Annotated in this window: 17 protein-coding genes and 1 pseudogene; 3 read left to right on the plus strand and 15 right to left on the minus strand. The window is 68.0% G+C overall.

The window, feature by feature from the left end:
- Positions 1-16: 16 nt before the first annotated feature.
- The 4 genes and pseudogenes from BN1186_RS06570 to BN1186_RS06585 all read right to left on the minus strand — a co-directional run bounded on the left by BN1186_RS06570 (position 17) and on the right by BN1186_RS06585 (position 4559).
- Positions 17-1234: pseudogene (locus BN1186_RS06570) on the minus strand (serpin family protein).
- Between the two features lie 10 nt (positions 1235-1244).
- Entirely contained in the window at positions 1245-2645 is a 1401-nt protein-coding gene (locus tag BN1186_RS06575; RefSeq protein ID WP_040283309.1) for a hypothetical protein, read from the minus strand.
- Entirely contained in the window at positions 2642-4072 is a 1431-nt protein-coding gene (locus BN1186_RS06580) for a serpin family protein (RefSeq protein WP_040283310.1), read from the minus strand. Before BN1186_RS06580 ends, BN1186_RS06575 begins: the two co-directional genes overlap by 4 nt.
- 1 nt (position 4073) lies before the next feature.
- Positions 4074-4559: a SigE family RNA polymerase sigma factor gene (locus BN1186_RS06585; protein WP_040283311.1), complete on the minus strand. Its 486-nt coding sequence runs from the start codon at positions 4557-4559 to the stop codon at positions 4074-4076.
- A gap of 198 nt (positions 4560-4757) precedes the next feature.
- Here BN1186_RS06585 and BN1186_RS06590 point away from each other — a divergent pair, with 198 nt between their 5' ends.
- Positions 4758-5561 carry an endonuclease domain-containing protein gene (locus tag BN1186_RS06590; protein WP_040283312.1) on the plus strand — a complete coding sequence of 268 codons (804 nt, stop codon included), beginning with the start codon at positions 4758-4760 and terminating at the stop codon, positions 5559-5561.
- Positions 5562-6098: 537 nt separating this feature from the next.
- Here the strand turns inward: BN1186_RS06590 and BN1186_RS06595 are convergent.
- On the minus strand, positions 6099-7103 hold the full coding sequence (locus BN1186_RS06595) for a hypothetical protein (protein ID WP_040283313.1): 1005 nt from the start codon (positions 7101-7103) through the stop codon (positions 6099-6101).
- Position 7104: 1 nt separating this feature from the next.
- Positions 7105-7608: a SigE family RNA polymerase sigma factor gene (locus BN1186_RS06600; RefSeq protein ID WP_040283314.1), complete on the minus strand. Its 504-nt coding sequence runs from the start codon at positions 7606-7608 to the stop codon at positions 7105-7107.
- 168 nt (positions 7609-7776) lie between these two features.
- Here BN1186_RS06600 and lplAB point away from each other — a divergent pair, with 168 nt between their 5' ends.
- A complete protein-coding gene (gene lplAB, locus BN1186_RS06605) occupies positions 7777-8826 on the plus strand; it encodes a lipoate-protein ligase LplAB (protein ID WP_040283396.1) in 1050 nt (349 codons plus the stop codon).
- Between the two features lie 3 nt (positions 8827-8829).
- Here lplAB and BN1186_RS06610 read toward each other — a convergent pair whose 3' ends face one another.
- The 9 genes from BN1186_RS06610 to BN1186_RS06650 all read right to left on the minus strand — a co-directional run bounded on the left by BN1186_RS06610 (position 8830) and on the right by BN1186_RS06650 (position 20159).
- The gene (locus BN1186_RS06610) at positions 8830-10503 is read right to left on the minus strand and encodes a hypothetical protein (protein ID WP_040283315.1); all 1674 of its coding nucleotides are present in this window, start codon (positions 10501-10503) and stop codon (positions 8830-8832) included.
- Positions 10500-11018, minus strand: a complete 519-nt coding sequence (locus tag BN1186_RS06615) for a SigE family RNA polymerase sigma factor (RefSeq protein WP_040283316.1) — start codon at positions 11016-11018, stop codon at positions 10500-10502. Before BN1186_RS06615 ends, BN1186_RS06610 begins: the two co-directional genes overlap by 4 nt.
- A gap of 247 nt (positions 11019-11265) precedes the next feature.
- Entirely contained in the window at positions 11266-11700 is a 435-nt protein-coding gene (locus tag BN1186_RS06620; RefSeq protein WP_040283317.1) for an RbsD/FucU family protein, read from the minus strand.
- A 73-nt stretch (positions 11701-11773) separates the two neighbouring features.
- Positions 11774-12757, minus strand: coding sequence for a LacI family DNA-binding transcriptional regulator (locus BN1186_RS06625; protein ID WP_040283318.1), 984 nt, complete (start codon positions 12755-12757; stop codon positions 11774-11776).
- Positions 12754-14166: a rhamnulokinase gene (locus BN1186_RS06630; RefSeq protein ID WP_040283320.1), complete on the minus strand. Its 1413-nt coding sequence runs from the start codon at positions 14164-14166 to the stop codon at positions 12754-12756. Before BN1186_RS06630 ends, BN1186_RS06625 begins: the two co-directional genes overlap by 4 nt.
- Positions 14167-14496: 330 nt before the next feature.
- Positions 14497-16266, minus strand: coding sequence for an L-fucose isomerase (locus tag BN1186_RS06635; protein ID WP_040283321.1), 1770 nt, complete (start codon positions 16264-16266; stop codon positions 14497-14499).
- Positions 16267-16487: 221 nt separating this feature from the next.
- Positions 16488-17567, minus strand: a complete 1080-nt coding sequence (locus tag BN1186_RS06640) for an ABC transporter substrate-binding protein (protein WP_040283322.1) — start codon at positions 17565-17567, stop codon at positions 16488-16490.
- 76 nt (positions 17568-17643) lie between these two features.
- Positions 17644-18645: an ABC transporter permease gene (locus BN1186_RS06645; protein ID WP_040283323.1), complete on the minus strand. Its 1002-nt coding sequence runs from the start codon at positions 18643-18645 to the stop codon at positions 17644-17646.
- The gene (locus BN1186_RS06650; protein WP_040283324.1) at positions 18642-20159 is read right to left on the minus strand and encodes a sugar ABC transporter ATP-binding protein; all 1518 of its coding nucleotides are present in this window, start codon (positions 20157-20159) and stop codon (positions 18642-18644) included. The genes BN1186_RS06645 and BN1186_RS06650 overlap by 4 nt, the downstream gene beginning before the upstream one ends.
- Positions 20160-20815: 656 nt before the next feature.
- Here BN1186_RS06650 and BN1186_RS06655 point away from each other — a divergent pair.
- Positions 20816-23971 (plus strand): S8 family serine peptidase, encoded by a 3156-nt coding sequence (locus BN1186_RS06655; RefSeq protein ID WP_052459877.1) that lies wholly within the window; start codon positions 20816-20818, stop codon positions 23969-23971.
- The last annotated feature ends 180 nt before the right edge of the window (positions 23972-24151 follow it).

Here is a 24151-nt window from a genome sequence, read left to right on the forward strand (position 1 = left end):
CACACTGCATACGGGATCAGGATTCCTGGCCCGGGTCGGAGACCGTGGCGAGCAGCAGCGGCCAACCGGTGCGGGTATCGACGACCCGGAACACATACGGGCGGTCGACGGTGAACTCGTGGGCGCGCACCGGCGCACTCCCCGCCGCCGCCGGCTCAGTCAGCGCCGCCCCCACGGTGCCCTGGGCGCTGACCTGCAACACCACCTCCTGGACCCATTAGTCACCGAAGGCACCCGGGACGATCCCGCCCAGGTCGCCCCAGTCGATCTCGGGGAGCGCTGCCATGAGGTCGGTCTTGGACTTCAGGTTGAACGACGGCATGGTCACCGACACCTGCGAGTTGGGCGCCGCATCCAGGGCAGCCGTGACGGCCTCCAGATCCTCATGCGTGAGGGCTGCGGCCGGCCCTTCGTCGGCTCCCGGCCCGGGGATCACGACGTCGGCGGCCAGGATGTCGTCGTAGGGCAGGCGCACGGCGGCCCAGCCCTCCCCCTCGGCGTAGCGGGCGGTCACGATGCCGCTGACGCCGTCGACCTCGCCCCCGTCGAACGGCACGGGCCGCTCCTCGGTGAACGACGTGCGCCAGGCGGCGGCGAACAGCACCGCGTCCTGCAGCACCGCCACGGTGTCGGGCTCGATCACGATGCCGGATTCCTCGATGAGCCCGGCGGTGTGCTTCTTGGCCCAAGCGTCGAGATCCGCCTTCGCCTCATCCCGGGGCGACTCGGTGGCCACCACGTCGTAGAACTCCGAGAGCCGGTCCAGGAACGGCTGCTGGATCTCCCGTTCGATGGCCATGGCGCGGCTGGCCTGGTGCACGACGGGGGCCTCGGGCGGTTCGTCGACATCCACGCCGTCGGGCAGCGAGTCGTACTCCAGCAGCGACTGCCGGAGCGCCCCGAAGGCGCGGGCCCGGTCGTCGCCGGTGAGACCGAGCACGCCGTCGATACTGTCGAGCGTAACCGTCCGGGCACCTTCAGCAGCCTGCGCCAGCGACATGCTGAGCGAGCTCGGCGAGGTCAGTCGGTTGGGCTGCGTGGAGTTCTGAATGATGCGCCACGCGATCTCCTGCGAGACCCGGGCGGCCTCGTCGACGTGCGGCGTGGCATCGTGGGGCAGATCCAGGACGGCGACAGCACCCTTGACGTCACCTTCTGAGTCCGGCGTGGCGGGTTGTCCGCAGGCGGTGAGGGCCAGGGACAGGGCGAGTGCCAACGTGACGGATGCGCGCATGATGAGTCTCCTATTCGCAGCTGGGGTTGAAGCCGCGGGGGGCCAGCTCGGCGAGGATGTCGTCGGGGATGGGCCACCTGCGGTTGGAATCGGCGTCCACGAGCGCCGGAGCGTCGCTGCCCACCTCCAGACGGATGCTGCCGCCTCGTCCGTCACTCAGCACCACCATGGAGCCGCAGAACCCGCCGGTGTCCGGCACGGCCTCGGCGTCGAAACGCCGAGCGATGTCGACGGCGACCTCGGGCGGCAACTCCGGCCCGAGCTCCGGCACGCCGTACTCCGAGATGCACACCACACCGCTGACGACGTCGGCGAACTCGGCGCGCGGATCCTCGTGGGACGTCCGGCACGTCTCCGGGATGACGGCGAAGCGCTCCCTGCGCAGCCCCTCGGTCTCGGCGAGCACCCGGGCGCGCAGGTCCTCGGTCAGGGGGAACTGCTCGCTGCGGGCGGCCACCGCCTGGCCGTCGGGCTGGAGGTAGACGGTGGTGGGGTCGCCGTGAGGGTTCAGCAGCACCAGGTACGGGAGCAGCGCGTCGCCCCAGCCCGGGCCCTGGACGGGTTCACCGGCGAGGGCGGCTGCCAGGTCCGCGACGAGGTCGTCCGGCAGGTCGCGCTGCAGGACCTCGGCCTCGTAGGAGGTGGCATCAGCCGGGAGGCCGCAGATCACGCCGCGCACGGCGTCGGTGCCGCCCGTGCTCCAGACGCTGTCCACACCGTTCTGGATCCCCTCGCGTTGGCGGTAGGAGTTCACGCAGAGGTCCGGCGTGCCGGTGTAGGCGATGCCGTGGGCGTCACGCTGCGCCGCCCAGCGGGTGGTGATCTCGTCCCAGATCTCCCCACCTCCCGCACGGCCGGCGACGGTGCGGCACCCGTGCAACTCGCCCTGCAGCGGCACGGCGGTGCCATCCGGGTAGTCGACGACGAAGATGTACGTCAGCGAGTACTCAGCGGTGCACGCGATCTCCTCAGGCAGCGCTGGGAGCTCATTGAGCTTCTGCACGAAACCGTCCACGTCGGTGGTGAGGGGCTCGCGGGCGCCCAGCCGGCCGTCGTAGGGCGGGCCCGCCTCCCCGCACAGCCAGACGGCAGAGGCGCCGAGCGGCAGCCCGTCGTCGGGGATGTTCTGGGTGGGCACCTCGTAGCCCACCGCTGAACGCAGCTCGGTGCAAAGCGGAGGGACGAGGTCGCTTCCGGCGGGGTCGTACGACACCTGCGGCGCTGGCACCGACGGCGGGGTGGAGGTGGCGGGCGGAGCGCTGATCTCTTGTGCTGCCTGTTGCGGCGCTGCGCAGCCGGCCAGCGCGAGGGCGGGGATCAGCAGAGCCGCAAGAGGCCGGAACGCATGCTTGGCGCCCTTCGACCCGGCTGGCTCCTTCGTCGCAGAGCCGGGCTCAGACAACGTGGTCATGGTGCCTCGCTCGGGTCTGAGATGGCGGCAAGGAACAGCGGCCAACTGGTGTCGGTGTCGAGAACGCGGAACACATAGGGGCGGTCGACGTGGAACGTTCGCGACGGTTCCACCCTGCCGCTGTAGGAGACCTCCATCTCGGTGACCGCGGCCCCGACCGTGCCGCGTGCCGAGACGATGAGCTTCGCCTGCTGCATCCAGTCCCCAGCGCTCGCACCGGAGTAGATGCCGTTCAGGTTGGACAGGTCTATCTGCGGCAGAGCCTCCCGGAGGTTGGAGGTCACGGCGAGATCGAAGGTGGGCATTGCGACCTCCACCGGTTCAGGAACCGCGGCCGCCAGGGCTTGCTCCGCCTCCTCAAGCTCCTCGGTCGTGAGGTCGGTGGGCGAAATCCCTTCGCGCGGCAGGATCACCTCTGCGGCGAGTTGGTCGTCGTACGGGAGCCGAACGGCGGTCCACCGGTCGCCCTCCGCGTAGGAAACGTTGAGCGTCTGGCTCACCGCCGGCACGCCCTTCGTCCCGGAGGCGGTTCGGAAGGGGACGGTGATGTCCCGCTCGAACGGGGTCTCCCATGAGGCGGCGAACAGGAGCGCATCCTGCAGGACGGCCACCGTGTCGGGGCTGGGCTCGATGGCCGATTCTTCGATGAGACCCGCAGTGTGCTCCTCGACCCAGGCGTCCAGGTTCGCCTTGGCATCGGGCAGTGTGGCGGATTCTGCGGTGGCGTCGTAGAACCGGGAGATCCTGTCGAGGTACGGCTGCTTGATCTCCGCATCGATGGCCAGGATGCGGCTGGCCTGATGCACGACAGGGGTCTCGGGCGGGTCGTCGGCGTCGACGCTCGCCGGCAAGGAGTCGTACTTGAGCAGCGACTCGCGCAGCTCGGCGAACGCCTCTGAGCGAGCGTCGCCGGTGAGGCCGAGCGCGGCGTCGATGCTGTCCAGTGAAGCACCCTCGGCACCCTCGGCTGCCTGCGCGAGCGACATGGACAGCGAGGAGGGCGACACCACCCGGTTCAGGCCATCCCCGGCCTGGATGACCTCCCAGCCGAGGGACTGCGACGCCCGAGCAGCCAGATCGCTGGCCGGGAGCGCTCCTTCACCTGCCGGCTGGTCGGACGAACCATCACCTGGGACTGCTCCGGGCTCCGTAGCGCGGGCAGCAGGCGGGGGCTTGGCAGCCTCTTCGTGTGCCGCTGCCATGTCTGAATCAGGCGCCGAGGCGGGCACCGCATCCAGGGCGGAGTTCCCGCCCAGGTTGAGCGCGAACGGCACGACCATCAGGGCGACGGCGGCCACCGCGCCGCCGGTCACCATTGAGCGCGTACGGCGCCTGCGCTCCCGCGCTCCAGCGAGCAAGCCGTCGGGCACGGACAGTTCGGGGGTGACGCGGCGCAGCGCGTCTCTGATGTCATCGTGGTCGCTCATCTCAGGCCTCCTGAGTGATGAGGTGCGCCGACTCCCGCAGAGCCGCGCACCCTCGGTGGGCGTACTTCTTCACCGCGCCCTCGCTGACACCCAACGCCTCGGCCACCTCCGCGATCGGCCGGTCCTCGACGTAGCGCATCGTCACCACGGCCCGCTGCATGCGGGGCAGGGTGGCCAGCGCCCGCAGCACGTCGAGGCGAAGCTCGGCCGTGCCGTCGGGGGTGGGCGTGTCGTCGTCGACCGTGTCGCTGGGGAGTTCAGATCTCCAGCTCAGCCGTCGCCACCAGGAGATGTACGTGCGGTACATGGTGGTACGGAGGTAGGCCTCGAACTTGTGGTCGTTGGCGAGTTTGTCGTAGGCGCCCAGGGATTTCGCCAACGCGGTTTGGAGGAGGTCCTCCGCGTGGTGCGAGTCGCCCGTGAGTGCCCACGCGGCGCGAAGAAGGTCGCCACCGCGTTGGGCGATAAACGTCTCTATCCCCTGCATGGCCACCTCCTCACCCTAACGACGCGATGGGCCTCCCGGGAGGTTGTCACCCGATGCAAGCCTGTGGATATCGGTGAACAAGGGCTACACCCGGCCATAGTGCAAAGGTGTGAAGCACTACAGCAAAGTTGACCTTCGAAAATCACCCCGATCGTCCATATATGGCGACATCACCGCGAAATCCCAAGGTGGAAGAAAGTGACCACGGGGCAGGTGGTCACTGTCGACTCGCTCTTGGCCCTCGGCTGGGACAGGGCCCAAGTGTGCGCGGCCATCAACGCTGGCACCCTCGTCAAAGTCGTCCGTGGTTGGGTCGCCTACCCCACGGCAGAGTACTGGATCATCGAGTCGGTCAAGAAGGGCGGCAGGCTAGGTTGTCTGTCCGGCTGCCGGGTCCACGGACTGTGGACGCCGGACCACTCAGAACCGCACATCATCATCGGACGGGGCGAGAAGCGCCGCCGCAGCGCCTGGCACAGACACACTTCCGCCCTCCCTGGCGAGGCCGTGTTTCCCGTCACTGAGTGCATCGCGCAGGTGATTCGGCACCACTCACCCGAGGAGGCACTGATGGTGCTGGAGTCTGCGGTGCAGAAAGGCCTTGTCTCCCGGATGGAGGCCGAAGTGCTGATCGCTGATTCCTCCCCGACCAAGCAGCACGCTCTGCGGTTCTTCGACCCCCGTGCCGAATCCGGCTCGGAGACAAGGGTGCGGATGTGGCTGCAACAAGCTCGCGTGAAGGTGAGACCCCAGGTGCAGATCCCCGGAGTAGGGCGGGTGGACCTCGTGGTAGGCAATAGCCTCATCATCGAATGTGACAGCGAACTCCACCATAAGTACACGGAGGAGGACTACGCCCGCGACTTGGCGGCCAAGGCGTTGGGCTTCGAGATCCTTCGGCTCAGCTACCGGCAGATCTTCCTGGAGTGGGATGAGACCTTGGCACATCTGTCGCGGATTCTCCGCACGAAGGCCCACCTGAAACACCCCCGGCCTCTCTGAAATTCACCTTGGGATTTCGGTGCGATCGTCCATATATGACGACATCACCGCGAAATCCCAAGGCGAATTTCAGTAAGCTCCGCTCATGACACCGTTACGGCGCCTTCGTTGGGGCGCGGTTGCACTCGTTCTGGCCCTCACCGCTGCCTGCGGCGGAGAGAGCGCAACCACCACCCGCCGGGTACGAGGTCAGCGACCCGGGAGTGTTACGGCGGAATGTTGACCATCCCGCACTACGCCCAGATCGAGATCTGGCTCGGTGATGTCGGCCACGTGGACGGCATCGTGCTCGAGGAACCCGGGCCGACCACCCGCTCAGGCATCGGCGTAGCGGCTCACTTGGCCCAAGTCCTGGACGCGTATTCCGGCCTCGAGCGGCGCGGATGGGTTCAGTGCCGAGGTCTACCTGCTCGAGGACGTCACGCACGCCCTGGTGTTCGAGGTGCTCGACGGTGCAGTGGCTGCGATCTCGGTCCACAGCATGGCCGAAGAGTTCTATCTCATCACCGACAGAGTCTGCGGCGGGCCGTAGCCCGATCAGCCTGCGGGAAGGGCGTCCAGTTCAGTGGCCAACCCGGGAGCAGGTGTCCAGCCCATCAGGCTGTCCTCACCCCTGAACTCGTAGCGCTCGCCTGCCTTGCGCAGCAGGATCTGGGCACCCCAGGCGTTGGCCAGCGCCGCCCAGCCGATATCCTCGGCTAGCGACTGCCTCAACTCGACAGCCCTGCTGGTGTCGGCGTCGGTGGTGCAGGCGTACCCACCGGTGATCCGATCGAGCGACACAGGCAGCAACGACTGCTGGCAGGAGAGCACCGGGCATTCCTGAGGCGACTCATACCCGGTGGCGGGGGCCCCGGCCCGGGCGCGCTGGGCCAGCCAGCCGGCCTCCACCTCGTCTCGATAGAACGCCGCGCTGCCCTGCAGGCTGTTGACGCCATCGGTCAGTGCTGTGGAGTCCCGGGTGTCGCCGGAGAAGGACATCCTGCGGCCGTCATCGAACTCGAAGACCACGGTGTAGTGCTCCGCGACTGCCTGGGCGCTGTCATCGGTCAGGGTGGGCTGCGCGTAGAGGGCCTCGACGAGCCCGTCGACGTCCACCACCAGCGGCTCGAGCGGTCCGCCGGTGCCGAAGTTGTCCGGATTGGTGCACAGCCATGCGCGCGCCGCGCCCGTGCGGATGGTGCCCGCATGGCTCCGCTCCCCGGCAGGTTCACCGTCCTCGCCGTAACAGGCGGCGGCGCCGGGTTTGCCCTCCGCGTTCGGCGACAGCGACACGTCGACGCCGGTGGCCCCACTCGCAGTGGGATCCGGGGTGGGGGCCGGGGCACTCGCCGTCGGTTCGGGCGACGCGACGATGGGCTCGGCACCGCCGGACAAGTTCAGCGCGGCGGGCACGGCCAAGGCCACGACGGCGAGCGCGGCGGTCCCGCTGGTGACCAGTTGCCGGCCCCGGCGCTTGCGGCGTGCTCCTTCAACCCAGCCCCGCGTCGACGGCGCCTCGGGCACCGATGCCTTGAACAGGTCGTGGAAGTTGTCATTCATCTCATTCACCCCTCCCGGGATGCTTGGAGGAGCGCAGGGCCGCACGGCCCCGGCTCGCGTGGGTCTTCACCGCGCCGCTGGACACTCCCAGCCGTTCGGCGATCTGTTCAGTGGTGAGGTCCTCGAAGTACTGCAGGACCAGGACGGCGCGCTGCATGCGGGGCAACTCGTCCAGGGCCCGCGCCAGGTCCAGGTTGACGCCATGGGGGGCTTCCGGGGCGGGCGCGTCGTCGACGAACTCGGCGGCCTTCTCGTTGCGCCAACTCATTTTGCGCCACCAGGAGACGAACGTGCGGTAGATGGTGGTGCGGACGTAAGCCTCGAACTGGGCGTCGTTACCGATGTCGCCGTAGCGCGTGTACGTCTTGGACAGCGCGGTCTGGACGAGGTCTTCCGCGTGCTGCGAGTCACCGGTCAGCAGCCACGCGGCGCGCCAGAGCCGCTTGCCCTTCTGGGCAACGAACCCCTCGAAGCCGAGCGTGGCCTCGCTGACGTCTTCGCTCACATCGTTCAGCCTAACGATCTCGTAGGCCCCTCTCCTCCCTGCGCAGCCGGGCATCGTCAGCCAGGCGCTCTGCGGCTGGCTGACGGTTCCCGTGGTGATTCCTCCTGATACTCACCCCTACCACGCGGTGAGGGGGGTGCCCGGTTGACACTGGGTAAGCTCGAGAGCATGCGTGGCGAATACAAGGTTCCTGGCGGCAAGCTCGTGGCGGTCGACGTGGAGGCGGAGGACGGTCGGCTGACGCAGGCGTTCGTCTCCGGCGACTTCTTCCTCGAGCCCGACGAAGCCCTCGAGGACATCAACGGCGCGCTGCTCGGTATGCCCACCACGTCGTCGGTGGCTGAGCTCGCGCAGGCCATCGAGCAGCGGCTCTCCCCCGAGACCCAGATGATCGGTTTCAACCCGGAGGCCGTGGGTATCGCGGTGCGCCGCTCGCTGGGCCACGCCACGGACTGGTCTGATCACACGTTCGACGTCATCGGCCCGGTCACGATGGACCCGCGCATGCACGTCGCGCTCGACGAGGTGATGGCGGCCGAACTGGCCCGCGGCGAGATCAACCCCAGCCTGCGGATCTGGGACTGGGACCAGCCGCTCGTGGTGATCGGCTCGTTCCAGAGCTACAAGAACGAGATCGACGACGAGGGACGCGAGCGCCACGGCATCAACGTGGTGCGACGCATCACCGGGGGCGGAGCGATGTTCATGGAGCCCGGCAACTGCGTGACCTACTCGCTGATCGCGCCCGTCTCGCTCGTGGAGGGGCTGAGCTTCGAGCGCTCCTACGAGTTCCTCGACCAGTGGGTGATGGGGGCGCTGAAGGAGCTGGGCGTCAACGCGCGCTACATCCCGCTCAACGACATCGCCTCGGACAAGGGCAAGATCGCGGGCGCCGCCCAGCGTCGCGTGACCGGCGGCGTCGTCGTGCACCACGTGACGATGGCCTACGACATCGACGCGGACAAGATGCTCGAGGTACTGCGCATCGGGCGCGAGAAGATGTCCGACAAGGGCACCAGGTCGGCCAACAAGCGCGTGGACCCGCTCCGGTCCCAGACCCAGCTCCCCCGAGACCAGATCCTGTCGTCGTTCCTGGCGCACTTCGAGTCGCTGTATGAGACGAAGCGCCGCGGGTACTCCGACGAGGAACTGGCGCGGGCGAAGGAGCTCGTCGAGACGAAGTTCAGCTCCGAGGAGTGGACCAAGCGCATCCCCTGATCGTCAACTCTCCTTCGGCTCCACTGTCGGGACGGGGATCGGCCTGTCCGGGCCCCGAGGGGGGCCGGGCGTGGCGCCAGGCGGATTCGAGGGCTGGAGTTCCACGACGGTGCCCTTCGCCGGGTCGCGCTCACACTGCACGCCGTGAGCGGGCGGGAGGCCGATTAGTTCTGAGGGCGTGGCCGACGGCGGGAGGTCCCGGCACGACCCGTAGGTGACGGCCCACATTCTCTCCAGCAGGTCACGGTTCGGCACCCACGCCGCGGTCCCGCCGGCGTCAGCGTGATAGAAGACGACGCGCCCATCGGGCTGCAGCGCCAGCCTCAGCGGGGGGCCCTCGCTGGTAGCGAGCATGATCACCGGTCCCCCGGACAGCCCTGGCTGGAAGCCGAGATCGACCTGTTCGGCGCGCACCGCGTCGATGATCTCCTGCGCCAACTCCGGCCCCAGGCTGTCCCCGACGGCCAGCGTGCCGTGGTCGTTCACCAAGCAGCCCCGTCCCGCAGGGATCAGAGCGTCGAGATCCCCGTCTTCTCCTGAAACCCATCCGGTGCATTCAGGTAGCTCGCCCTCCCAGACCGGAGCGGGGTTCACGGGCGGCTCGGTGCCGGGCGTCGCCGGTGCCTCAGCCGGCTCGAACAACGCATCCAACTCGCCGGCGATGGAGGCCTCGGGGCGCGACACGTACTGCTTCTGTCCCCACCCCCACACCAGCGAACGTGCCCCGTCGACGTCCTGCCAGCGCAGCGTCACCGGGTCGCCTGCCTCGTTGCTCAGGATCAGACGGGGAGCGCCCTCGTCGGCCACGGGATCCTCCGCCTCGTCGACGGCAACGACCCCCGCGAGGATGCGCTGCAACAGGGCGTCGGGCACCGCGTCCTGCATCCGCGGCGGCTCGCCGGCCTCGGCTGGCACACAGGCCACGGCCCTCGTCGCGGTGGCGGGGTCGATCCCCCACACCGAGGTGGCAGCCGGGCACAGATGCACCCTGCCGTCGGGCACCGGGCGACCCTGTCGCTGCTCGGCCCACAACTCCTGCAGCACCGCGAGGTAGTCCGAGCCCCCGCCGTCGACGATGCCATCGGCCAGTTGGAAGTGGTCGCAGCCATCAGGGGTGTTGTAGCCGCGCACCACATGGCTCTCGCCGTCCGGGTACTCGACCACCACGTGGTACGTCGCCCCGTCGCCCAAGCAGTCGATGGCGGCACCGGGCACGAAAGTCAACGCGTTGAACGCCTCGACGGCGCGGTCCACGCCGAGGGTGAGCGGGTCGCGGGCCCCCACCAGTTCGGTGTCGTTGACCACCCAGCCTTCTTCGCCGCCACCGCAGAGCCAGATCCGTTCAGCACCCTCGGGCAGCTTCCCGTCGGGCAGGTCCGTGACCTCCACCCGCGTGCCACCCTCCTCGCGGCACTCCGATACCTCGTAGCTCTCCACCGGGTAGTTCGCGTCCGGAGGCTCGGTCGCCTCCTGCGGCGGCGGCTCCGCAACCAGGGTCTGGCCTCCGCCGGGATTCATCGCCAGGGGGACGGCGATCGCCACCGCGGCGACCCCCGCAACTCCGGCAACGGCAGCCCGACGGCGAGCCACCCTTCGGCGCGCAGCGGCACCCCAGCCGGTGGTCGGGGGCTGGTCGGGAATGGCCTTGTCAAAGGCCTCGGAAAGCTGATCGTTCATCGCGCGTCCTCCTCGTCGGACAGGAAACTGGAGGCCCGCAACGCGGCCAACCCGCGGCTGACGTGGCTGGTCACCGTGCCCTCGGCCATCCCCAGCAGGTCGGCCACCTCGCGCGTGGAGCGGTCCTCGAAGTACCGCAGCACGAGGCAGGCCCGCTGTTTGCGGGGAAGGTTCGCCAGCGCCCGCACCAGATCGGTGCGCAGCGCGGGGTCGCCGTCGGCTTGGTGCACCGCGTCGGGCCGGATCTCCGCGGGGATCTCCGAGCGCCACGAGCGTTTGCGCCACCACGAGACGAACGTGCGGTAGATGGTGGTGCGGACGTAAGCCTCGAACTTCCCTGAGTCGCTGAACCCGCCGAACTTCGGGTAGGTCTTGGTCAGCGCGGTCTGGACGAGGTCCTCGGCGTGGTGGGTGTCGCCGGTCAGCAGCCACGCTGCGCGCCAGAGCGCGCCGCCCCGCTCGTCGACGAACTGGTCGAACTGAGCGGCACGGTCGACGACGGGCTCACCCTGCATCACGGCCTCCATGCCCTACTAACGCTGTAGGCCCAGCATCTCACTGCAGCGACGTTGGTTGAGCCGGTTGCCTGCGAGCTTGAGCAGCGCAGCCGTGTCGAAACCCGGGGCCTTGCGAACAGGCCGCTTGAACGCTTGGCGGTTTCGACACGACCGCGGCCCTCGCAAGCTCGGGCGCGGTCGGCTCAACCAACGCCTGGTCCCTGGGCTCAGGACACGAACTCGCCGGGCGACGCTCGAGGAGCGACTACTGGCGCACGCCGATGGTCAGCAGCAGGTTGGCGTAGATACGCTGCTCACCCGAGGCGATGAGGATGCCGACGTCGTCCTTCTTCGCCTCGTCGTAGAAGTCCCAGCGGCTGATCTCGACGAACTCGACGCCGGGCAGCGCCGCCTTGTAGTCGTCGTGCGCGTCGATCTTGTCGGGGCGCAGCTCCGGCGGGGCGTCGGGGGCGGGGGTCATGATGCCGGCCTGCTCGATCGGGACGGCCTGCTTGAGCACCTCGAGGATCTGCGTGACCGTCAGCAGCCCGGGCGCGAGGTTGAGATAGATCCTTGCCGCGTTGGCCGGGGCCCCCGTCTGGTGGGGGTAGTTGCCGTCGGTGATGAGGATCTTGCTGCCGTGGCCGGCGCGGCCGAGCGCGTTGAGCAACTCCGGGTGGATCATGGGGCCATTGAGCATGGTGTTTCCTTTCGGGTTTCGCGGCCTTCGACCTGCCCGGCTCCTTCGTCGCGGGGGCAGGCTCAGGGACCGGTCAGGTGCTGTCGCGGACGAGCAGCGTGGGGGTGATCAGCATCGATTCGGCGGGCTGCCCGTTCAGCAGCAGGTTCAACGCCTTGACGGCGTACTCCCCCATCGCGCGGAAGTCCTGGCGCACCGTCGTGAGGCCGGGGAGGAACCACTCGGAGCCGGGCACATCGTCGTAGCCGACGACGCGGACGTCGCCCGGCACGCTCCGCCCGGCCAACTGGAGAGCGGTCATGCAGCCCAGTGCGAGCTGGTCGTTGGCCGCGAACACCGCGTCCACGTCGGCGCCCAGGGTGGGCACCAGGGCGGCGGCCGCGGCCGCGTCCCACGATCCCGCCACCAGGGAGACGGGCTCCAGCCCGGCGTCGGCCATGGCGCGTTCGTAGCCCTCCAGTCGTTCCTGGGCATCCGTCCAGTCCTGCGGGCCGGCGATGTGCACGATCTTCCGCGCCCCGCGCTCGATGAGGTGTTCCACCGCGGCGACGGCGCCAGCCCGGTGATCCACCGAGACACCGACGGCATTGCCGGGCAGATTGCTCGCCTCGCCCACGCACACCGTCGGCAGGCTGGAGGCGATCACGTCGATCCATTGGCCGGACTCGGCGCGGCCGCCCAGCACGATCACGCCGTCGGCGCTGACCGGCACGAGGCGCTGCAGTTCGGGCTTGTCATCCAGAGCGCCCAACACGGAGGTGGAGGCGTGCAGCTCCAGCGTGGAGAGAGCCTGCGTGATGGCGACGAACGTGAACGCGTGGCCGTGGAACAGCGGCACCGCGTCGACGATGTGGACCGATCCGGTGCGGGCCGCCGACAACGACCGCGCCGCCAGGTTGGGTTGGTAGTTGAGGCGCTCGATGGCCTCGAGCACGCGCAGGCGGGTGGCTTCGGCCACCACGTCGACGCCCCGCACCACCCGCGACGCGGTCTGGATGGAGACGCCGGAGGCCTCGGCGATGTCGCGGAGGTTGGCGCGCTGCTTCACGGCCCTCATGGGCGGGGCTCGAAGATCTCGGTGTGGGAGGTGGCGGAGATCACCGCGTTGCGGTCGGCAGGATCCAGGTGGCCCATGATCTCCAATTGCGCGAGCAGCGAGCCCAGCACCGACGCCTCGACGGGGCCGGCCACGACCGGCACGCCCAGCGCGTCCGCGGTGAGCTGGCACAGCAGCTTGTTGCGCGACCCGCCGCCCACCAGGTTGAGCTGCGGCGCCGACACGCCGGTCAGCGCTGACAGGTCGGCGATCCCCCGTGCATACCTGGCGGCGAAGGACTCCAGCACCACGCGGGTGATGGCCCCCTCGTCGAGACCATTCGTCTCGATGCCCTGCGCCGCCAGCGCTTCCAGCACCCGCTGCTCCATCTGCCCCGGGAGCGCGAACTGCGGCTCGTCCGGGTTGATGACGGCCCCCGTCGACGGTGAGGCCTCCGCCATGCGGATGAGTTCGACGATGTCGTGGATGCGGCCTTGGGACTGCCAGTCGCGCTGAAGTTCCTGCAGGATCCACAAGCCGGTGATGTTGAACAGGGGGCGCAGGCCGTGATCCGCGCGGGCCTCGTTGGTCAGGCCCAGCGCGCGGGCGTCGTCGGAGAGCAGCGGCTCGTCGCGCAGCACGCCCAGCACGGACCAGGAGCCGCAGCTCAGGAAGTACGAATCCTGACTCACGTCACGCTGCAGCGCGTGCACGGCGCAGGCGGTGTCGTGGGCGCCGGCGCGCACCACGGTGAGCTGTTCGAGCCCCTCCACGACGCACGGGCCGGCGACGGTGAGCTCCTCGGTGATGTCGCCCACCCAGGAGCGCGGGATGCCCAGTGCGCCGAAGACCTCGTCGGAGAACGAGTGCGCGCCGGGGGTGAGCAGCGCCGACGACGACGCATGCGAGCGGGACCAGCCGCGCTCGCCGGAGAGCAGGTAGGTGAAGTAATCGGGCAGCAGCAGGATCTGCGCGGTGCGCTCCGCGAGCGCCGGCTCCTCCTGCAGGTAGGCGAACAGCTGGTTCGCGGTGTTGATCGTGGCCGGCGCGATGCCGGTGGCGGCCCACAGCGCCTCGTCGGAGAGTCGCTCGCGGAACGCATCATGGGTGCGGATCGTGCGCTCGTCCCGGTAGGCGCGGCCCGGCGTCAGCGCCGCGCCGTCCTCGCCGAGGGGCACGTAGTCGACTCCCCAGGTGTCGACGGAGACGCTCACCGCGTCGGGGAACCGGGCGACGGCGTCGCGGAGCCCCGCGACCACCTCGCCCCAGATGAACTCAAGGTCCCAGGACAGGTAGCCATCCACCATGCGCGCCTCATGCGGGAACCGGCGGACTTCGACTTCCTCGATGCGGCCGTCACGGTAGGTGCCGGCGATGACACGGCCGGACGACGACCCGAGATCAACCGCGAGGGCGGTGACGGTGGACACTGTTTCTCTCCTGGGGTTGTTAACTGGTTGAGCCGACTGCCCGCTGGTTGAGCCGACTGCCCGCTGGTTGAGCCGGCCGCCCGCTGGTTGAGCCGGCCGCCCGCGAGCTTGCGAGCGGCGCGGCCGTGTCGAAACCCGGTGACCTGAGATTCAGGTTGCTGTGAAGCGCACCGGGTTTCGACACTGCTCGCAGAGCTCGCAGGCTCAACCAACGTGACGGGTTTCGACACTGCTCGCAGAGCGAGCCCGAGGAACCGCGGGCGTTGGAGCCTGGCTCCTCGGAGCATCGGATCGCGCGAGCAGCTCGGGGTCTGGGGCGGAGCCCCAGTGTCAGTTGTAGAGCGGGCCAAACTGGGCGCAGGCGCGGTAGTCCGCACCCTCGAGATCGGCGGTGCCGAACCCGAGCCAGTTCTTCGGGCGGAAGATCCGCTCGCGCTCCACGTTGTGCATGTTGACCGGGATGCGCAGCATCGAGGCCAGCGTGATCAGCTGGTGGCCGATGTGGCCGTGGCTGATCGCACCGTGGTTCGAGCCCCAGGCGTTCATCACGTCGTAGACGCTCTTGAACGCACCCTCGCCGGTCAGGTTGGGGACGAACCAGGTCGTCGGCCAGCCCGGATCCGTGCGCAGCTCGATGGTCTTGGCCACCTCGTCGGGCAGTTCGACGGTGTAGCCCTCAGCGATCTGGATGACCGGGCCCAGCCCGTCGACCCAGTTGATGCGGGTCATCGTGACCGGCACCTCGCCCTTCGAGCGGAAGTGCGTGGACATGCCGCCGCCACGGAAGTAGCCGGTGTTGGCCGGGTGGAAGGTGGTCTCCTCCGTCATGGCCTTGATGTCCTCATCGGTGACGTCCCACCACGGCTTGATGCAGTGGTTGCCGTCCTCGTCCTTGGCGGCGAAGGTGCCGTCGAGGGTGGTGGCGCCGGAGTTGCGCAGGTCGATGAGGCCGGCGGCCGCGCGGCCCTCGGGGCGGTGCCCGGTGACGCGCTCGATGGCGTCGGCGCTCCAGTAGGTGCGCACGTCGGAGAAGATCTGCGCCTTGTTGGTCAGCAGGTAGTTGAACAGCATCGATGCGCCGTTGAGGTTGTCGTTCTCGGTGGCCTGGATGCTGGGCTGACGCTTGCCGTTCCAGTCGAAGCTGGTGTTGAGCAGGGTCTCCATGAGGTCGCCGTTGGGCAGGAAGTCCGTCCATTGGCGCTGACCCTGGAAGCCGGAGACGAGGGCGCCGTGGCCGGCGGCCTCCTCCTCGAAGCCCATCTCGGCGAGCTTGGGGTTGCCGTGCATGAGGTCGCGGCCGATGAGCACCATCTTGGTGCTCCACTCCCACCACTTCTCGTGGTCTTCGGCGGAGCGCTGCCACTCTTCGGGGTTGAAGTCCTCGCCCTGCTTGAGGTTCTCACGAACCCACTTGTAGGCCACCTCGTACTCGTCCTTGTCGTAGATGCCCAGTTCGATGCGGCGCTCGATCTCGACCATGTCGATGTACTCGTTGCGCATACCCAGGTAGTAGTTCCAGAACTCCTCCTTGACGACGCAGCCGGCGATGCCCATGGACACGCCACCGATCGAGAGGAAGGACTGGCCCTTCATGATGGCGACGGCGAGGCCGGCCTGCGCGTAGTCGAGCAGGCGCTGACGCACGGCGTCGGGGATGGACTCGTCGTCGGCGTCCTGGACCTCTTCGCCGTAGATGCCGAAGGCGGGGATGCCCAGCTGAGCGTGGCCGGCCAGTGCGGCGGCCAGGTAGACGGCGCCGGGGCGCTCGGAGCCGTTGAAGCCCCAGATCGCGTGCGGCATCGTGCGGTCCATGTCGATGGTCTCGGAGCCGTAGCACCAGCAGGGGGTGACCGACAGGGTCAGGCCGACGTTCTCGTCCTTGAACTTCCGTGCGGCGGCCTGGGCCTCAGGCACACGGCCGATGGTCGAGTCAGCGATGACAACCTGCACCGGGGACCCGTCGGGGTAGCGCAGCTCAGACTCGTAGAGCTCCTTGACGCGCAGCGCCATGCCCATCGTCTGGTCTTCGAGCGACTCTCGAACGCCACGCCGGCGGCCGTCAATGATGGGACGGATACCGATCTTCGGGTAGTTGGTCACGAATCACACCTTCTTCTGATCTCTGATCGTTTGAAACTTGGGGAGGGTCTGTGTGGGGTCCGGCACGGTGTGTGTGGCGCAGGCGGCCGGCGGGGCTGCGTCGTGTGGAATCGGATGAAACACAGGGCACCTGCCCGCCACCTCGCCACGCGGCAAAGTGGCGAGCAGGCGCCCCTGGTGTTTCAGTGGGTGGGGCGGGCAGCTGGCTGCCCACCGTCACATCACTCGTAGAGGTTGCCCGCGATGTTCGGCTCATCCATGTTGGAGGCGTCGTACCACTCGAAGCCGGAGTCGATGGCCTCGGGCAGCTCCTGGCCGTTGATGGCCTTGATGGCGGCGACGACGGTCTCGTAGCCCATCTTGAGCGGGGCCTGGGTCACAGCGCCGGCCTGCTCTCCGGAGCGGATGGCCTCGAGCTGGGTCTTGCCGGAATCGAAGCCGACGACGGTGAGGTCAGCGCCGGATTCCTTGGCGCCCTGGACGACACCGGTGGCGGCGGCCTCGTTGGTGCCATAGATGCCCACGAGATCCGGGTTCGCCTGGATCATGGACTTGGCCGTGTTGGCAGCCAGGTCGACGGCGCCGGCAACCTGAGGCTCGAGGAGCGTGACGTCAGGAGCGTTGGCCTCCATCCAGTTCTTGAAGCCGTCGCAGCGCTGCTTGCCGGTGGTGGAGGTCTGGTCGTGGCAGACCAAGCCAACCTGGCCGGAGCCACCGATGAGCTCGAGCATCTTTTCCGCGGCAGCCTCGGCTGCGGCAGTGTTGTCGGTCGAGACGGTGGTCAGCGGGATGTCGGAGTCGACGCCGGAGTCGAACGCGATCAGCGGGATGTTCGCGGCCTGGATCTCGTTGAGGAGGTCCGAAGCGGCGCCCGAGTCGAGAGCAGCCAGGCCGATCGCGGCGGGCTTGGAGTCCAGAGCCGTCTTCAGCTGGTTGAGCTGCTCGGTGACCTGGGTCTCGTCCTGGGGGCCGACGAACTCGATCTTGTAGTTGTACTCGGCGCCGGCCTCTTCAGCGCCCTGCTTCACAGCCTGCCAGAAGCGGTGCTGGAAGCCCTTGGAGACCAGGTAGATGGTCTGCGAGCCGTCACCCTGCGGGATGTCGCCGTCGGGGGCTTCTTCGCCACCTTCGGCGGGAGTGGTCTCGCCACCCTCGGCGGGAGTGGTCTCCTCAGCGGGAGCCGCAGCCGTCGTGGGGTCGTCGGCGGGGGCGGGGGTTTCGGCGTCGGTGGACGTGCCGCAGGCGGTGAGGCCCAGTGCAAGCACGGCTCCGAGAGCCAGCGTGGAGCGCAGCATGCGCATAGCGGTTTCCTTTCGGTAACGGGAGGACCGCCCTCCCGGTATTGGGGTGTTGTGTTGTGTTTTCGTTGGGGTGGGGTCAGACCGCTGCGGCTCTGGCGCGGCGGACGTTATCGATGAACACGGCCAGCAGGACGACCACTCCGGTGGCGACCAGCTGCCACTCCTGGGCGATGCCCATCATCTGCAGGCCCTTACGCAGGGTCTCCATGATGAGCGCACCCACGACGGTGCCGACGATGTTGGCCCGGCCACCTGCCAGCGAGGTGCCACCGATGACGACGGCGGCGATGACGTTGAGCTCGAAGCCCACACCTTCCGCGGGTTGCACGAAGCCGAAGCGCGCCGAGTAGAGGATGGCGCCCATCGCCATGAACACGCCGGCGGTCACGTAGACCAGGGTCTTCCACAGCTTCACGTTGACGCCGGAGAGGCGGGTGGCCTCCTCGTTGGAGCCCATGGCGATGGCGTAGCGGCCCAGCAGCGTCTTGTTCAGCATGACGCTGGCGATGATGGCCAGCAGGATGAACCAGACGATGGCGTTCTTGACGCCCGGGATGATCTCGCCGTTGAAGATCCAGGAGTACTGGGGGTTCTTGATGGAGATGGTCTGCTTGTCCGAGACCACCAGGGCCAGGCCGCGGGCCGCCATCATCATGGCCAACGTGGCGATGAACGGTGGCAGGCCGAGGATGGAGATGTTGAAGCCGTTGACCAGACCCACCAGGGCACCCACCAGCAGGGTGAGCCCCAGGCCGGCGCCCAGCGGGAGGTTCCACCAGTCACCGGCGAGGAACACACCGGCCATGACGGCCACGAAGCTCATACCGGTGCCGACGGAGAGGTCGATGCCGCCGGTGGCGATGATGAAGGTGGCACCCAGCGCCATCACGCCCACGTAGGCGGACTGCTGGATGATGTCCATGGCCACGCCAAGGGTGGCGAAGTTGGGCGCCACGACCATGAACATGATGTAGATCAGGACCAGCGCCAGGAAGACGAAGATCTGCTGGAGCGAGGACTTCAGGTAGCCCTGCATCTTGCTCGGCTCGGCTTTGGTGGTGGTGGCTTCAGTGCTCACGCTGCGGTTCCTTCCAGTTGGGCCTTGCCGAGAGTGGCGAGCTCCATGATGTTTTCCTGAGTGGCTTCCTCGTTGTCGAGGATGCCGGTGATGTGTCCGTGGGCCATGACGGCGATGCGGTGCGAGACGCGCAGCACCTCAGGCAGCTCGGACGAGATGACGATGATGGCCTTGCCCTGGTGGCAGAGCTCTTCGATGAGTTCGTAGATCTCCTCCTTGGCGCCCACGTCGATGCCGCGGGTGGGCTCGTCGAAGATCAGCACGTCGGAGTTGCGCACCAGCCACTTGGCGATGACCACCTTCTGCTGGTTGCCGCCCGAAAGCTTGCCGAGAAGCTGGTTGACCGACGGGGTCTTGACGCGCAGCTTGTCCGAGAACTCCTGGCCGACGGTCTTGATCTTGCCGTCGAGCACGAAGCCGCCGATGCTGAAGTCGTTCATCGCGGCGAGCACCGCGTTGTACTTGACGTCCTGTTCGAGGAGGAGGCCGAAGGTCTTGCGATCCTCCGAGAGGTAGCCGATGCCGGCGCGTACACCGTCGGCTGCGGAGCGGATGGCGCGCTTCTTGCCGTGCAGATAGATGTCGCCGGTCTCGCGCGGGTCCGCCCCGAACACGGCGCGGGCGACCTCGGTGCGGCCGGCGCCGACGAGGCCCGCGAAACCGAGCACCTCGCCTGCGCGCACCTCGAAGGAGACGTCGCGCAGCAGCTTCTTGGTGTTGAGGCCCTCCACCTTGAACACGACCTCGTCGGTGTCGACGGTGGTGCGGGGGCGGGCATCGCCGGAGACCTCGCGGCCCACCATCATCGAGATGATCTCGCGCATCTCCACCTCGTCGGTGGTGACGGTGCCGACGTACTCGCCGTCACGCAGCACGGAGACGCGATCTGTGATCTCCTCGATCTCCGGCATGCGGTGCGAGATGTAGATCAGGCCGGTCTCCGGGGTGATGAAGTCACGGATCATGTCCATCAGCGCGTCGGTCTCAGAGACCGTCAGCGCGGCGGTGGGCTCGTCCATGACGAGGATCTTGGAATCGAAGGACAGCGCGCGGGCGATCTCCACCATCTGCTGGCGGGCGACGGAGAGGTCACCGATGCGCGCGGTGGGATCCACGTTCATGCCGAGGCGGTCGAACAGCTCTGCGGCCTGCTTGTTGAGCTGCTTGTCGTTGACGAAGCCACCCTTGCTGCTGCCGGGACGCCCGAGGTACAGGTTCTGCGCGACGGTGAGGTCAGGCACCATGTTGAGTTCCTGGTGGATGATGCTCAGGCCGAGGTCACGTGCGTGGTTGACGTCGCGCACCTGCACCTGCTGGCCCTGCAGCCACATCTCCGCGCCCGGATCAGGCGTGTAGATGCCGGTGAGGATCTTCATCAGCGTGGACTTGCCGGCGCCGTTCTCACCGCACAGGCCGAGAACCTCGCCCGCGTTGAGATCCAGGTGGACGTTCTGCAACGCCTTCACACCTGGGAACGTCTTACTGACGTTCTTCAGCTCTAGAAGTTTTGTCACACGTACTCCTTCGTACCTTCTTGTCTGAACCGAGCGGCTGTGCTGCGGGTCGAACAACTATGTTAACGCTAGCACCCAGGGTATTTTCCGCAAGGGTCTGTTACCAAACCGTGATGGGTTCACCGTGTGAACAAGCATATCCCCGACCCCGAGACGCTCAGCGGGAGTGAGCGAAACCCCTCCACCGCGCGCTGGTCCGGGGCGCCGAGAGCCGGGCGGGCGGTGGCCGTCATCTGCCGTACGCTGAGGCCACACGTCGGTGCGTCGAGCAGTCCGGCTCCACCTGTAAGGAGTGGGGCCTCTACGCCGCTAAGGCGGGCACGGTGTTCAACGACAACAACCTCTCCGCTCTCGCCACGCAGCTGGCCTATCCCGCCCGGCGCGCACCCCTCGGGCAGGCAGGTACAAGTTGTGCACCAACTCCGCTGCACAACTTGCACCTGCCCAACCCACCGTCGCGCCTCTTCCGGAAGCAAGGGAGAGTTGTGCACCAACTCCGCTGCACAACTTGCACCTGCCCAGTTCGAGACCGACGGGGGCTTAGCCGAGTGTTTCGGTGAGGTTAAGGCTGGTCTCAACTTGGGAGAAAGCTGATGGGTGACCCTGTTTCCGTACTAGGTTGCCAGCGGTACGTATCCACCACACGAGGAGAACTCATGCCCTCTGCTTCCTTCTGGAAGCGCGGAGCCACGGTTGCCATCGCCGCAATCGTCGGGCTCGCGCCTCTCACCGCCGCGGCAGATCCTGATCCGGATCTGCGCGTCCCCCGGGACACCACCCCCAGCCAGGAGCAGCGCACGGCGCGTTGGCTCAACACCACCAAGTGGTTCGTCGAGTTCGAGAGCGAGCCCACTGCCAGCGGCGGCAACCGCGCCAACATCCTGCAGCAGCACCGCGCATTCGCCAACGAGGCCCGCAACGCCGGCCGCCCCGCGCAGGTCATCAAGAGCTACGAGCGTCTGTTCAACGGCGTGGCCGTCACCGCCGACGCCAACACCGCTGAGCAGTACGCCGATCTGCCCTCCGTCAAGGCCATCCACCCGGTGCGCCCCGTCTCGGTGCCCGCTCCGCAGGAGGTCACGCCGCGGATGCTGACCGCCATCGCGCAGACCGGTGCAGACATCGCCCAGTCCGAGCTCGGCCTCAGCGGCGAGGGCATCAAGGTGGGCATCATCGACACCGGCATCGACATCGACCACCCGGATTTCGGCGGCAACGGCACCAACGGCTCCACCACGTTCCCGACGGCGAAGGTGGCCTACGGCTACGACTTCGTGGGCGATGACTACAACGCGGACCCGACGTCGGAGAACTACCAGCCCATCCCGAAGCCCGACGGCAACCCGGACGACTGCCAGGGCCACGGCTCGCACGTCGCCGGCATCGTCGGCGCCTCCGGCGAGATCACCGGTGTCGCCCCGAACGTCACGCTCGGCGCCTACCGCGTCTTCGGCTGCGACGGCTCCACCGACGACCAGGTCATCCTCGACGCGCTGGAGCGCGCCGAGGCCGACGGCATGGACGTGGTCAACATGAGCCTCGGCTCCGACTACGACGCATGGCCCGACGCCCCCACCTCGCGCGCCTCGGACCGCCTGGTCCGCAACGGCATCGTCGTGGTCAACGCCGCCGGCAACGCCGGTGACATGTTCACCCAGACCATCGGCGCCCCGGGCGTGGCCGATCTGGCCATCAACGTGGCGTCCTTCGACAACAGCCACGTCCGCATGGACGAGGTGGTGTTCAACACCGCCAACGGCGCCGTCTCGGCGGGCTTCCTGGCCTCCACCGGCTCCCCTGAGCCCACCGATGCACTCAACGGCACCAACGTCGTCCCGCTGACCGGCCCGCTGGGTTGCGAGGCGGAGACCGCCGACCTGAGCGGTTCCGTCGCCATCGCCTCCCGCGGCACGTGCACCTTCCACGAGAAGGCCGTCACCGCGCAGAACGCCGGCGCCGAAGCCTTCATCATCTACAACAACACCGCGGGCTTCATCAACGCCACCGTTGAGGGCGAGACCGAGATCACCATTCCCGTGATCACCGTCTCCCAGGAGGTCGGCGAGGCCGTGGTGGCCGGACAGCCCGCCACCCTCGAGTTCACCGGCGAGCTGAGTTCGCAGCCCAACCCCACCGGCGGTCTGGTCTCGGACTTCTCGTCCTGGGGCCTGGCGGCGGACCTGACCCTGCAGCCTGATCTGGGCGCGCCGGGCGGCTCCATCCGCTCCACCTACCCGCTGGAGAAGGCCGACGGCTACGCCACCCTGTCCGGCACCTCGATGGCCGCCCCACATGTCGCGGGCGCCGTCGCGCTGATGCTGGAGGCCAACCCCAACCTGACCCCCGCTGAGATCCGTGACCGACTGCAGAACAGCGCCGAGCCCGCGGCCATCCGCGAGCTGCCCGACGCCGGCTTCTTCGACGCCGCGCACCGTCAGGGCGCCGGCCTCATCCAGGTGGACAAGGCCATCCAGGACGACTTCGTCGTCTCCCCCGGCAAGATCTCCACGGGCGAATCGGCCGACGGTGCACACACCGAGACGCTGACCATCAGCAACTCCTCGAATGCCGACGTCACCTGGACGCTGGACTACGTCGATGCGCTGAGCACCTACCTCGAGTTCGACCCCGAGTACGGTGACGGCACCCAGAACACCGCCGGCTACAACGTCTTCGAGTCGGCCGTCACCTTCTCGGCGCCCACCGTCACCGTCCCGGCCGGCGGCTCCGCCACCGTCGACGTGACCATCAACGCCGCCGCTGATGCCCCCGAAGGCACCCAGTACTCCGGGTACATCTCGCTGACCGCGGGTGAGGGCACCACCGCCCACGTGCCGTTCGGCGGCCTGGCCGGCGACTACGGCAACCTCGAGATCTTCCCAGAGATCTGGGACCTGCCTGCACTGGTGGAGATCACCAAGTGCGCCACCTGGCACGAGAACCAGTGCTACGACCCCGAGGCCGAGTACAGCTTCGTCGACGCCGATCGCATCTTCAACGGCGGCACCGACCTGCCGACGGTGGGCTTCCACCAGGCGGTCCCCGTCCTGAAGCTCACCATCGACGTGCTCGAGGTCGACGCGGACGGCAACCCGATCGAGGACACCCGCACGACGGCGCTGACCTACGACCACCTGGGCCGCTCCGGCTACGAGTCGCTGTACACGTGGAACGGCATGCTCCCCAACGAGCAGGGTCTCCTCGTCGAGGCCGCTCCCGGCAACTACGTGATCCAGGTCACCGCGGTTGAGGCCGACGGCGACGGCGGCACGCAGAGCTTCACGACCCAGGCGTTCGGTTGGAAGAACGCTCCCACCGAGGAGCCCACCGCGGTGCCGACGGCGACCCCGACGGTCACCGTGACCACCACGCCTCCGCCGGAGCTCCCGGCCGACGTGTACAACACGCCGGGCATGCACGAGGTCAACGGCCGCAAGTGGTTCACCGCGTGTGAGCCCTACTCGCAGACCGTGCGCTGCACCACGATGATCTGGGCCACCACGGTGACCCAGGCCGACAACGGTGCGTTCCAGCAGCGCAACGGCTGGGTGTTCAACAACCTCACCTACCTGCCGCACATGACCCGCGAGGCCTGGGGCAGCAACCCGCTGGCCAACAACGGCTCGTGGACCGCAGCCGACGGCCGTAAGTGGCGCACCGAGTGCGACACCGCCGCCACCGGCCGCGGCGGCTGCCGCTCCTTCATCACCGCCAGCGTGATCGCCGCCTCGCCGAAGGCCGACGGCGGTTACACCTACCAGTGGGAGACCAAGGAACTGCTGAACAACATCGTGCGGTTCAAGCAGAACTAGCCACCCCGCTGGTTGAGCCTGCGAGCGCAGCCAGCACCGCTGGTTGAGCCTGCGAGCGCAGCCAGCACCGCTGGTTGAGCCTGCGAGCGCAGCGAGCAGTGTCGAAACCCGGTGGGTTCTCTAGCAACAGAGAACCCACCGGGTTTCTTCGCGTCTGCGCGCAGAAAAGATACGACCGGG

The organism is Tessaracoccus massiliensis, from assembly GCF_000826065.2.
Taxonomy (GTDB): Bacteria; Actinomycetota; Actinomycetes; order Propionibacteriales; family Propionibacteriaceae; genus Arachnia; species Arachnia massiliensis_A.

Excerpts from the sequence above, each read along its gene's own strand:
- BN1186_RS06575 (WP_040283309.1), bottom strand. The coding sequence starts at position 2,645 with ATGACCACGTTGTCTGAGCCCGGCTCTGCGACGAAGGAGCCAGCCGGG.
- BN1186_RS06580 (WP_040283310.1), bottom strand. The coding sequence starts at position 4,072 with ATGAGCGACCACGATGACATCAGAGACGCGCTGCGCCGCGTCACCCCC.
- BN1186_RS06585 (WP_040283311.1), bottom strand. The coding sequence starts at position 4,559 with ATGCAGGGGATAGAGACGTTTATCGCCCAACGCGGTGGCGACCTTCTT.
- BN1186_RS06595 (WP_040283313.1), bottom strand. The coding sequence starts at position 7,103 with ATGAATGACAACTTCCACGACCTGTTCAAGGCATCGGTGCCCGAGGCG.
- lplAB (WP_040283396.1), top strand. The coding sequence starts at position 7,777 with ATGCGTGGCGAATACAAGGTTCCTGGCGGCAAGCTCGTGGCGGTCGAC.
- BN1186_RS06610 (WP_040283315.1), bottom strand. The coding sequence starts at position 10,503 with ATGAACGATCAGCTTTCCGAGGCCTTTGACAAGGCCATTCCCGACCAG.
- BN1186_RS06615 (WP_040283316.1), bottom strand. The coding sequence starts at position 11,018 with ATGCAGGGTGAGCCCGTCGTCGACCGTGCCGCTCAGTTCGACCAGTTC.
- BN1186_RS06620 (WP_040283317.1), bottom strand. The coding sequence starts at position 11,700 with ATGCTCAATGGCCCCATGATCCACCCGGAGTTGCTCAACGCGCTCGGC.
- BN1186_RS06625 (WP_040283318.1), bottom strand. The coding sequence starts at position 12,757 with ATGAGGGCCGTGAAGCAGCGCGCCAACCTCCGCGACATCGCCGAGGCC.
- BN1186_RS06640 (WP_040283322.1), bottom strand. The coding sequence starts at position 17,567 with ATGCGCATGCTGCGCTCCACGCTGGCTCTCGGAGCCGTGCTTGCACTG.
- BN1186_RS06655 (WP_052459877.1), top strand. The coding sequence starts at position 20,816 with ATGCCCTCTGCTTCCTTCTGGAAGCGCGGAGCCACGGTTGCCATCGCC.